The sequence below is a fragment of the Sphingomonas sp. genome (assembly GCF_019749955.1).
Classification (GTDB): Bacteria; Pseudomonadota; Alphaproteobacteria; order Sphingomonadales; family Sphingomonadaceae; genus Sphingomonas.
Map to the genome: position 1 here is coordinate 1 of NZ_JAIEPC010000096.1, position 10333 is coordinate 10333.

Here is a 10333-nt window from a genome sequence, read left to right on the forward strand (position 1 = left end):
CCCGCAGGGCCAAACCTCAACGCAGGCGCGCTACCTCACCGCAAACACCAATGCCGCGCAGCGGCTTCGTGCTTTGGTTGTGGACGGTCATGCGGCGAAGGGCGCGGCGAACCTCCGCCCCGACATGGCAGTTATCGGGCGGAATGACCCAATCCTGGACGTTTAAGCCACCCTCGCCGTTTCCCGAAAACGGTCGTTCATTCATGATCCAATTCTCGGGCTTGGACCTTGCCGAAAGAGCATGCTCGCCCTTGGCTCCATCATGCGGCTTGGCTTTCGTTGCGCCGCGTTGGTCTCGAATTCCGCTTTGCGACACAGCCGCTGGCGCGAGCCGGGTACGCTATGATAGATGATCGGTCGCATGAAGCGTTTGCTGATCCTGATCCTGGCCATAGTCGTTCTGGCGGCACCGATTCCGGCGCTTGCGATGAAGACGATGTGCGTCGATTCCATGCCGAAGATGGCGGCGATGGATCACGACATGGCAAAGGGCTCGTGCTGCGACGACGAGCATAAGACCTGTCTCCAGGCCTGCGAAGCCACACTAGCCGTGACCTTGGCTGCACCGCTCGGACTGCCTGACTACCGCGTTGTCGAGCCAGAAATGCTGCCATCGACCAGTCTAGCGCGCATGACGATCGCCACTATCGCCGACGGCCTCGATAGACCCCCTCGACCGATCGTCTGAGCCGCGACCGGCCCGCCTCTTGAGCGGCGCGCCGGCAAGCGACGACATCATGCCCAGGTTTAGATGACTGGGATTGGGGGCAGATAGCCGCCATGATCCTCGATCACGTGTAGGCCGGGCTGTTGATCAGGACCATGTCTGGGGAATTTTCCGCATGCGCCGTTATCTGGTGTTTTCGACAATAATGTTGGTCGGGTCTCCGGCCATGGCTGAGCCGTTGTCCTTTAAGGATGCGCTTGCGCGCGCCGACCAGGATGCCCCAAGCATCGCCGCACGCGCGGCGCAAGCCGATGCGACGCGTTCGACGGCGATTGCTGCGGATCGGCTGCCAGACCCAAAGCTGGAGGTGAAGCTTCAGGATTTTCCCTTCACCGGCCCCGACGCAGGCAGATTCAACAGCGACGATTTCACCATGGGCGTCGTCGGCATCAGCCAGGAAGTCCCCAACATCGCCAAGCGTCGCGCCCGCGCCGCCCGCGCGACCGCTGATATCGGGGCCGCCGATGCCGATGCGGCGGCCGAGCGCCGTCGTGTGCGGATCGCCGCAGGGATGGCCTGGATCGAGTTGTATTACGCCGAGCGGCGGCTGGCGATTCTCGATCTACTGGGACAACGTTTGACCGATCTGGCGACGACTGCACCCGCCCGGTTGGCGAGCGGCAGTGCGCGACCGGCCGACGCTATCGAACCGCAGCGCCTGAAGGCGGAGCTCGCCGATCGCCGCAGCGAGCGCGTCGCCGAGATTGCGGGCGCCCGCGCAAAGCTGAAGCGTTGGACTGGTGACCCCGATCCGCAAGTGACTGGCCCGCCGCCTGACCTTTCACCCGATCCGGCACGGCTGCGCGCCGGTCTGGCGACGCTGCCCGCACTTCAGGTGAGAGACGCGCTGGTCGGCCAGGCCGCAGCAGAGGTCCGTCTCGCCCAAGCAGCGAAGAATCCCGATTGGGAGGTGAGCGGGTCGATCGGCAACCGGGAGCCGCGTTTTGGCAATTTCGTCTCGCTAGGCATCAAGATCGACCTGCCATTGTTCGCAGGCAAGCGGCAAAATCCGATCATCGCCGCCAAGGCTAGCGAGATGGCACGCGCCCGGCTCGACCGGGCCGATGCGGAACGTGAACTGATTGCCGCGCTCGACGGCGATCTTGCCGATCACCGTATGCACCATGAGCGATTTGAACGCGGGCAGACGACATTATTGCCACTGGCGCGGGAGCGCGCCGAACTCGACCGCGCCAGCTATGCAGCAGGACGGATCGACCTTGGTACCGCGCTGCAATCGGCGATCGCGTTGGCCGAAGCCGAGATCGACCTGCTCGACCGCGAAGCCGATGTCGTGCGCGACGGCGTGCGTATCACACTGACATATCAGGGAGAGCAGCTGTGAGGATGACCTCGCTTCAAGCGTCGCAGCTCGCCGCGGCATTGGCCGGGGTGGCACTGATCGGTTTCGTTGCGGGGCGGTATATTGCGCCATCGGATCATGCGGCGTCATCGAGCACCGCGTCGGGTGGCAAGCAGGCGCTCTATTATTACGACCCGATGTTCCCGAACCAAAAGTTCGACAAGCCTGGCAAGTCGCCCTTCATGGATATGGAGCTCGTGCCCAAATTTGCCGACGAAGGCGCGGGCGGTGCAAGCGCAAGCGGGCCACCGGCGGTCACCATCAACCCGGCGGCGATGCAGAATCTCGGCGTCCGCGTCGTCGCTGCGAAACGCGACAATTTGTCGACCGGTCTCGATGTGACCGGGATCATCGCCTTTAACGAGCGCAATGTCGCGATCGTGCAGGCGCGCGCGGCAGGGTTCGTCCAGCGCGGCTATGCCCGCGCACCGGGCGATGTCATCGCGGCGGGCGCGCCGCTCGCTGATGTGCTGGTCCCCGAATGGGGCGGGGCTCAGCGCGAATATCTGGCGGTGCAGCGTACGGGCAATGCCGCGCTGACCAGCGCCGCACGACAGCGGCTGATGCTGCTGGGCATGCCGCCGGGGCTGATCGCTGCGGTTGCGCGCAGCGGGCGGGTGCGCGACGTGACGATACTGACGACACCGTCGGGCGGGGTGATCGACACGCTCGACGTGCGACCGGGCATGACCCTGGCGATGGGCCAGCCGCTGGCGCGCGTCGTCGGGTTGGGGTCGGTGTGGCTCGATGCCGCCGTGCCTGAAGCGCGGATCGGCGATGTCCGGCCCGGTGCCGCTGTCACCGCTGACCTCACTGCATTTCCGGGCGAGCATTTCCCAGGCCGTGTCCAGGCGATCCTGCCGACCGCGCAGACCGACAGCCGGACCGTCACTGTCCGGGTTGAATTGCAGAACCGGGGGCTGCGTTTGCGCCCCGGCATGTTCGCGCGCGTGGCATTGGGGCAAAGCGAGCGCAGCGCGCTGTTGATCCCGACCGAGGCGGTGATCCGCACCGGCAAGCGCACGATCGTGATGCTGGCGGCAGGCGACGGACGCTATCACCCGGCCGAAGTGCAGATCGGGCGCGAAAGCGGTGGTCGCACCGAGATACTCGCTGGTTTGTCGGATGGTGAAAAGGTGGTGGCATCGGGCCAGTTCCTGCTCGATTCCGAGGCGAGCCTGACGGGCATTCCAGTCCGGGCGATCGGTGCGCCACCGGCGGGCGGCACCAAATGATTGCCGCCGTCATCAGGTGGTCGATCGCGCAACGCCTGTTCGTGCTGATGGCGGCGGTGATGGTCGTCGCGGCGGGCGTTATCGCGGTCAGGTCAACCGCGATCGATGCCTTGCCTGATCTGTCCGACGTGCAGGTCATCATTCGCACCAATTATCCGGGGCAAGCACCGCGCATTGTCGAAAATCAGGTGACCTATCCGCTGGCCACGACGATGCTGTCGGTGCCCGGCGCGCGGGTCGTCCGGGGGTATTCGTTCGTCGGCTATAGTCTGGTCTATGTGCTGTTCGAGGATGGCACCGACCTGTATTGGGCGCGCAGCCGGGTGCTGGAATATCTCAGTCAAGTGCAGGCGCAATTACCGGCGGGCGCGAAGACCGAGCTTGGCCCGGATGCGACCGGGGTCGGCTGGATCTACGAATATGCGCTGGTCGACCGGAGCGGGCGCAACGATCTGTCGCAGCTGCGCAGCCTGCAGGACTGGTTTTTGCGCTATGAGCTGAAGACGATCCCCGGCGTCAGCGAAGTCGCCGCTGTGGGCGGAATGGTTCGCCAATATCAGGTCGTGCTCGATCCCGATAAACTGATCGCCTACGGCGTGACGCATGAGGCGGTGATCGACGCCATCAAGCGCGGCAATCAGGAAGCCGGTGGCGCGGTGATCGAGCAGGCTGAGGCGGAATATATCGTCCGCGCCAATGGTTATCTCGCCAATCTTGATGATTTCCGCGCGTTGCCGATCCGCACCACGGCGGGCGGCGTGCCCGTGACCCTGGCCGATGTCGCGACGGTGCAGGTGGGGCCGGATATGCGGCGCGGCGTCGCCGAGCTCAACGGTCAGGGTGAAGTGGCCGGGGGGATTATCGTGCTCAGGTCGGGCGCCAATGCTCGCGCGGCAATCAGCGCGGTCAAGGCCAAGCTCGAAACGCTCAAAGCCAGCCTACCGCCGGGCGTCGAGATCGTGCCGACCTATGACCGCTCGGCGCTGATCGGGCGATCGGTCGATAATCTGACGAGCAAGCTAATCGAGGAGTTCATCGTCGTCGCAATCGTGTGCGCGCTGTTCCTCTGGCATATGCGGTCGGCACTAGTCGCGGTAGTGACGCTGCCGCTCGGCATCCTGGCGGCTTTCATCCTGATGCGCGCGCAGGGCATCAACGCCAACATCATGTCACTGGGCGGCATTGCTATCGCCATCGGCGCGATGGTCGATGCCGCCGTCGTGATGATCGAAAACGCGCACAAGCATCTGGAGCATTGGGCGCGAGACAATCCCGATGCCGAACTGAAGGGTGCTGCGCGCTGGACGGTGATCGCCGAGGCGGCGGCAGAGGTTGGCCCTGCGCTATTCCTCAGCCTGATGATCATCGCGCTGTCCTTCATCCCCGTCTTCGCGCTGCAGGGGCAGGAAGGACGGCTGTTCGCGCCGCTTGCCTTCACCAAAACCTATGCGATGGCCGCCGCCGCGATCCTGTCGGTAACGCTGGTGCCAGTGCTGATGGGTTATCTCATCCGGGGCCGCATCCCGGCCGAAAGCGCCAACCCGATCAACCGGGTGCTGACCGCGATCTATCGGCCTGCGCTCGACTGGGTGCTGCTGCGCCCGAAGCGGACGCTGGTGATCGCGGGCCTCGTGTTTGCGACCAGCCTGTTCCCGCTGTCGCAGCTTGGCGGCGAGTTCATGCCTCAGATCGACGAGGGCGACCTGCTTTATATGCCCTCCGCGCTGCCGGGGATTTCGACGGCGAAGGCCGCGCAACTGCTCCAGCAGACCGACCGGCTGATCAAGACGGTGCCCGAAGTCGAAAGCGTGTTCGGCAAGGCCGGTCGCGCCGAAACCGCAACCGACCCCGCGCCGATGGAGATGTTTGAAACGACGATCCGGTTCAAGCCGCGTGATCAATGGCGCCCCGGCATGACACCCGACAAGCTGATCGATGCGCTCGACCACGCGGTGAAGGTCCCCGGCCTCGCCAATTTCTGGATACCGCCGATCCGCAACCGGATCGACATGCTCGCCACCGGCATCAAGAGCGCGATCGGGATCAAGGTCGCGGGTGCTGACATCGCCCAGATCGACGCGACCGCCAAGCACATCGAAACCGTCGCCAAAACCGTGCCTGATGTGTCGTCAGTGCTCGCCGAGCGGCTGACCGGCGGCCGATATATCGATGTCGATATCGATCGTTTTGCCGCGTCACGGTTCGGCATGAACATCGCCGATGTCCAGTCGATCGTCTCCAGCGCCATCGGCGGGGAAACGGTCGGGCAAACGGTGGAGGGGCTGGCGCGCTATCCGATCAACGTGCGTTACCCGCGCGAGCTTCGCGACAGTGTCGATGCGCTACGCAACCTCCGCTTCCTGACCCCCGGCGGCCAGCAGGTCACGTTAGGGACGGTCGCTGCGATCAGCACCAGCGAAGGTCCGCCGATGCTGCGCAGCGAGAATGGCCGGCCGGTGACGTGGATCTATGTCGATGCGCGCGGCCGCGACCTGACCTCGATCGTCGCCGACCTGCAGCGCGTCATCGACCGCGACGTCAAACTGCCGCCGGGGATCAGCGTCAGCTTTACCGGGCAGTTCGAATATCTGGCGCGGGCGCGGGAGCGGTTGACGATCGTGGTCCCGGCGACGCTGCTGATCATTTTCGTGCTGCTCTACGTCACCTTTGGTCGGTTCGACGAGGCGTTGCTGGTGATGGCAACCCTGCCCTTCGCGCTGACTGGCGGGTTCTGGCTGCTCTGGCTGCTAGGCTATAACCAGTCGGTGGCGACCGCGGTGGGGTTCATTGCGCTGGCGGGCGTGGCGGCGGAGTTTGGGGTGGTGATGCTCATCTATCTCAAGCACGCACTGGCCGATCGCGGCGTCGACCCGTCGTCCGACGAGGTCGAGGCGGCGGTGCGCGAAGGCGCGCTGCTGCGGGTGCGGCCCAAGGCGATGACGGTGGCCGTTATCCTCGCTGGCCTTTTTCCCGTTCTGATCGGCACCGGCACGGGCTCTGAAGTGACGAGCCGTATTGCCGCACCGATGATCGGCGGCATGCTCACCGCGCCGCTCCTTTCGATGCTCGTCATTCCCGCCGGCTATCTGCTGATGCGGCGACGTCGCACGCAACCCACCCCCGTCAATCAAGGAGTAACGTCATGAAGGTCATCGCCATTTTCGCCCCTGCCCTGCTGCTTGCCGGGTGCGGCGGCCCTGCTTCCGCACCGGAGGCCACGGACAGCCCAGCGGCCGACGCTCCCGTTACCGCAGACCCCAAGACCGCAACCGGCGAAGGCGCCATTACCGCGATTGATCCCGAGACCGGCAAGATCACGCTGGCGCACGGCCCCGTTGCCGAGCTCAGCTGGCCAGCGATGACGATGGGGTTCGGTGCCAAAGAAGGGCAGCTTGGCGGCCTGAAGGTCGGCGACAAGGTGCGGTTCACCTTTCGTTGGGACGGCAAGACGGCCGAAATTGAGTCGATCGACAAGATTTAGCGATTGAGGCCAGCAGCGATTCCAGTTGTCGGTCTCGCCATAGCCCCGTCGCAGGTACCCGATTGGTCAGCCCAGGCGTTGAACAAGTGAGAGCGCCGCTGCACCCGCGTCTTGCGGTGATCGGACTGACCATCGACGCGCGTCCGGTCGAGCGAAAGGACAAACGTCACCGTGGACAAACATAGCCGCGCGGCAGCGGATGGTGACCAATTATCCGCACGCGATGATGGCATCGAGCATCTGGCCGTCGATCCATCTAACCAAGCGCGTGACCCGGTATGTGGGATGACGGTCGATATGCTCAGCAAGGCGCATCAATCGACGCATGATGGTCATCCCTATTATTTCTGCTCACCCGGATGCCGCGCTAAATTCGTTGCTGACCCCAATCGATACCTCGCGGACACGTCCCCGCCAGAACCCGCCCCCGCTGCCGAGGGGGCGATCTGGACCTGCCCGATGCACCCGCAAATACAGCGGCCTGGGCCGGGCGCTTGCCCGATCTGCGGGATGGCGCTCGAACCCGAGGAACCGTCGCTAAACGACGCACCCAATCCAGAGCTTATCGATTTCAAACGGCGGTTCTGGGTATCGGCGGTGCTCGCGGTGCCGCTGCTTGTCCTCACCATGGGCAGCGAACTGCTCGGACTGCGCCTGCTCGAACCGCAGATTTCACCCTGGGTGCAGCTGGCATTGGCCGCTCCGATCGTGCTTTGGGCGGGCGCACCGTTCTTCGCGCGTGGATGGGCCTCGCTCCGGTCGCGCCATCTCAACATGTTTACGCTGGTTTCGATCGGCGTTGGTGCAGCGTTCCTTTACAGCCTTGTCGCAACCCTTGCGCCTGGCCTGTTCCCCGACACGTTCAAGATGGCGGGCGTGGCGCCGGTCTATTACGAAGCCGCCGGCGTTGTCGTCGCGCTTGTTCTGCTTGGCCAGGTGCTCGAACTTCGCGCGCGTGCCGCGACGGGCAAAGCCATCCGTGCCCTCCTCAATCTCGCGCCGAAAACGGCCCGGCGCATCGCCCAAGATGGCACCGAATCCGAAATACCGCTGTCCGGCGTCGCCATGGGCGATCGCCTGCGCATTCGCCCCGGCGAATCCGTTCCAGTCGATGGCATCGTCGTCGACGGAAAATCCTCGGTCGATGAATCGATGTTGACGGGTGAACCACTCCCGGTCGCAAAAGCTGCGGCCAGCGCACTCACCGGCGGCACCGTCAACGGCACCGGCAGCCTCGTCATGGAAGCGCAGGCGGTTGGCAGCGACACGACGCTCGCGCGCATCGTCAAGATGGTGGCCGAAGCCCAGCGCAGCCGCGCCCCGATCCAGGCCGTTGCCGACCGGATCTCGGGCTGGTTTGTGCCGCTCGTCATTCTGGTCGCCATCGTGACTTTTGCGGTCTGGAGCCTGATCGGCCCTGAACCGCGTATCGGGCATGCGCTGCTCAATGCCATCGCCGTGCTCATCATTGCCTGCCCGTGCGCGCTTGGCCTGGAGACCCCGATGTCGATCATGGTCGGCACTGGGCGCGGGGCGCAGACGGGCGTGCTCGTCAAGAGTGCCGAGGCGCTGCAAGCGTTTGAGCAGGTCGATACATTGCTGATCGACAAGACAGGGACGCTGACCGAGGGCAAGCCAAAACTGGTCGGCATGGAAACGATCGGCGCGCTGCGCGATGACGATCTTCTCAGATTGGCGGCATCGGTCGAGGCGCGATCCGAACATCCGCTCGCGCATGCGATCGTGACCGCGGCAATGGAACGCGGGCTAACACTTGGCGAGCCAGAAGATTTTGCGGTGCAGGTCGGCTCGGGCATCAGTGCCAAGGTCGACGGGCGGATCGTCGTCATTGGCAACACCGCCCAGATGACGCGGATCGGTGTAGATCCCCAGCCGCTGTTCGAGGCTTCCGAAGCCAAGCGCCGCGAAGGCGCGGGTATCATGCTTATTGCCATCGACGGTGCGCTAGCCAGCTTCATCGCCGTCGCCGACCCGGTCCGGGCAAACGCCCGCGAGTCAATCGAGGCGCTGCGCAGGCAAGGCCTCCGCGTCATCATGCTGACCGGCGATAATCCAACGACGGCGCAGATCGTGGCGGATGCGGTCGGCGGGCTTGACGGCGTTCATGCGGACCTGAAGCCCGAGGACAAAGCGCGGATCGTCGGCGAGCTGAAGGCCAAGGGCGCGAAGGTCGCGATGGCAGGTGACGGTATCAACGACGCGCCCGCGCTGGCCGCCGCGGACGTTGGCCTTGCGATGGGAACAGGCACTGACGTCGCCATCGAAAGTGCCGGGATCACGCTGACCAAGGGGGACCTCGCTGCGGTCGTCCGCGCGCGTAAGCTGGCGAAAGCAGCGATGGGCAATATCCGCCAGAACCTCTTCTTCTCTTTCCTATTCAACGGGATTGGGGTGCCTGTCGCAGCGGGGGTTCTGTATCCTGCGACTGGGCTGCTGATGTCGCCGATGTTCGCAGGCGCGGCGATGGCGCTGTCGTCGCTGACGGTGGTGGCAAATGCGCTGAGGCTCAATCGAATCCGTCTATAGGTGCGCTGAACGACGGCTTTCGGGGCCAAGCCACCAGCATCTCGCAGTCGAAATTTGGAGGCGTAATAAATCGTTTGCTTCACGGTGCGCGAACAGCTGCTTCCGACAGGTGTAGTCATTCGTCGATGGCGCGGTGAGCGGTCGGGATTCTGCAATTCGATTTTTGATACAGGCGGCGGTCGTGAACCACAATTGCGAACCATTGCTTCACCGGCCTGTTATATTGAGGAGGTTTGACCCGGCTCTTTGGAGATGAGCGATGGGGCATTCGTCGATGGATCCCGCGTTCCATGAAGTTCGTCCCTGGAACGAAGGCCGGGTGCTCGGCGCCAAGCGAGCTCTCAAGCCGCAGCAGGTTTGGGCAATTCGCTTCTGGCTCGATCAGTATTGCCGCCTGCGCGACCGGGCGCTCTTTGACTTCGCCATCGACAGCAAGCTTCGCGGCTGCGACGTCGTCAAGGTGCGCATCGGTGACATCGTCGCTGGCGGGCGCATTAGAGATCGGGCCGTTGTGGTGCAGCAGAAGACCAAACGCCCTGTTCAATTTGAGTTGGTCGAACCAGCCCGAAAAACTCTGCTCGCCTGGCTCGATCGCCGTGGCGGCACGCTGAACGATTACGTTTTTCCAAGCCGGAACGACTACATGGGACACATGAGCACGCGGCAATACGCACGGCTGGTTCGTGAGTGGATAACCGGGATCGGCCTCCAAGCCGAGGATTACGGCACGCACTCTCTCAGGCGCACAAAGGCATCGATAATCTACAAGGCCACGGGCAACCTACGTGCCGTTCAGATCCTTCTCGGCCATGCCAAGATCGAGAGCACAGTCCGCTACCTCGGCGTTGACGTCGAAGACGCCCTCGAGCTGTCAGAACGGACGGAAATCTGACCGGGCCGACTCGACCCAAAGCACGAAGCCGCTGCGCGGCATTGGTGTTTGCGGTGAGGTAGCGCGCCTGCGTTGAGGTTTGGCCCTG

At 64.0% G+C, this 10333-nt stretch carries 7 protein-coding genes; all 7 read left to right on the forward strand.

Annotated elements, in window-relative coordinates:
• Positions 1-361 precede the first annotated feature (361 nt).
• Positions 362-688: a hypothetical protein gene (locus K2W81_RS14590; protein WP_294105621.1), complete on the forward strand. Its 327-nt coding sequence runs from the start codon at positions 362-364 to the stop codon at positions 686-688.
• 205 nt (positions 689-893) lie between these two features.
• On the forward strand, positions 894-2072 hold the full coding sequence (locus K2W81_RS14595) for a TolC family protein (RefSeq protein ID WP_294105624.1): 1179 nt from the start codon (positions 894-896) through the stop codon (positions 2070-2072).
• 2 nt (positions 2073-2074) lie between these two features.
• Positions 2075-3325 (forward strand): efflux RND transporter periplasmic adaptor subunit, encoded by a 1251-nt coding sequence (locus K2W81_RS14600; protein ID WP_294105627.1) that lies wholly within the window; start codon positions 2075-2077, stop codon positions 3323-3325.
• Positions 3322-6471: an efflux RND transporter permease subunit gene (locus tag K2W81_RS14605; RefSeq protein WP_294105629.1), complete on the forward strand. Its 3150-nt coding sequence runs from the start codon at positions 3322-3324 to the stop codon at positions 6469-6471. Before K2W81_RS14600 ends, K2W81_RS14605 begins: the two co-directional genes overlap by 4 nt.
• Positions 6468-6806 (forward strand): copper-binding protein, encoded by a 339-nt coding sequence (locus K2W81_RS14610; protein WP_294105630.1) that lies wholly within the window; start codon positions 6468-6470, stop codon positions 6804-6806. Before K2W81_RS14605 ends, K2W81_RS14610 begins: the two co-directional genes overlap by 4 nt.
• 240 nt (positions 6807-7046) lie before the next feature.
• Positions 7047-9353, forward strand: a complete 2307-nt coding sequence (locus tag K2W81_RS14615; RefSeq protein ID WP_294105633.1) for a heavy metal translocating P-type ATPase — start codon at positions 7047-7049, stop codon at positions 9351-9353.
• Positions 9354-9627: 274 nt separating this feature from the next.
• Positions 9628-10245, forward strand: a complete 618-nt coding sequence (locus K2W81_RS14620; protein ID WP_294105631.1) for a tyrosine-type recombinase/integrase — start codon at positions 9628-9630, stop codon at positions 10243-10245.
• Positions 10246-10333: the final 88 nt, after the last annotated feature.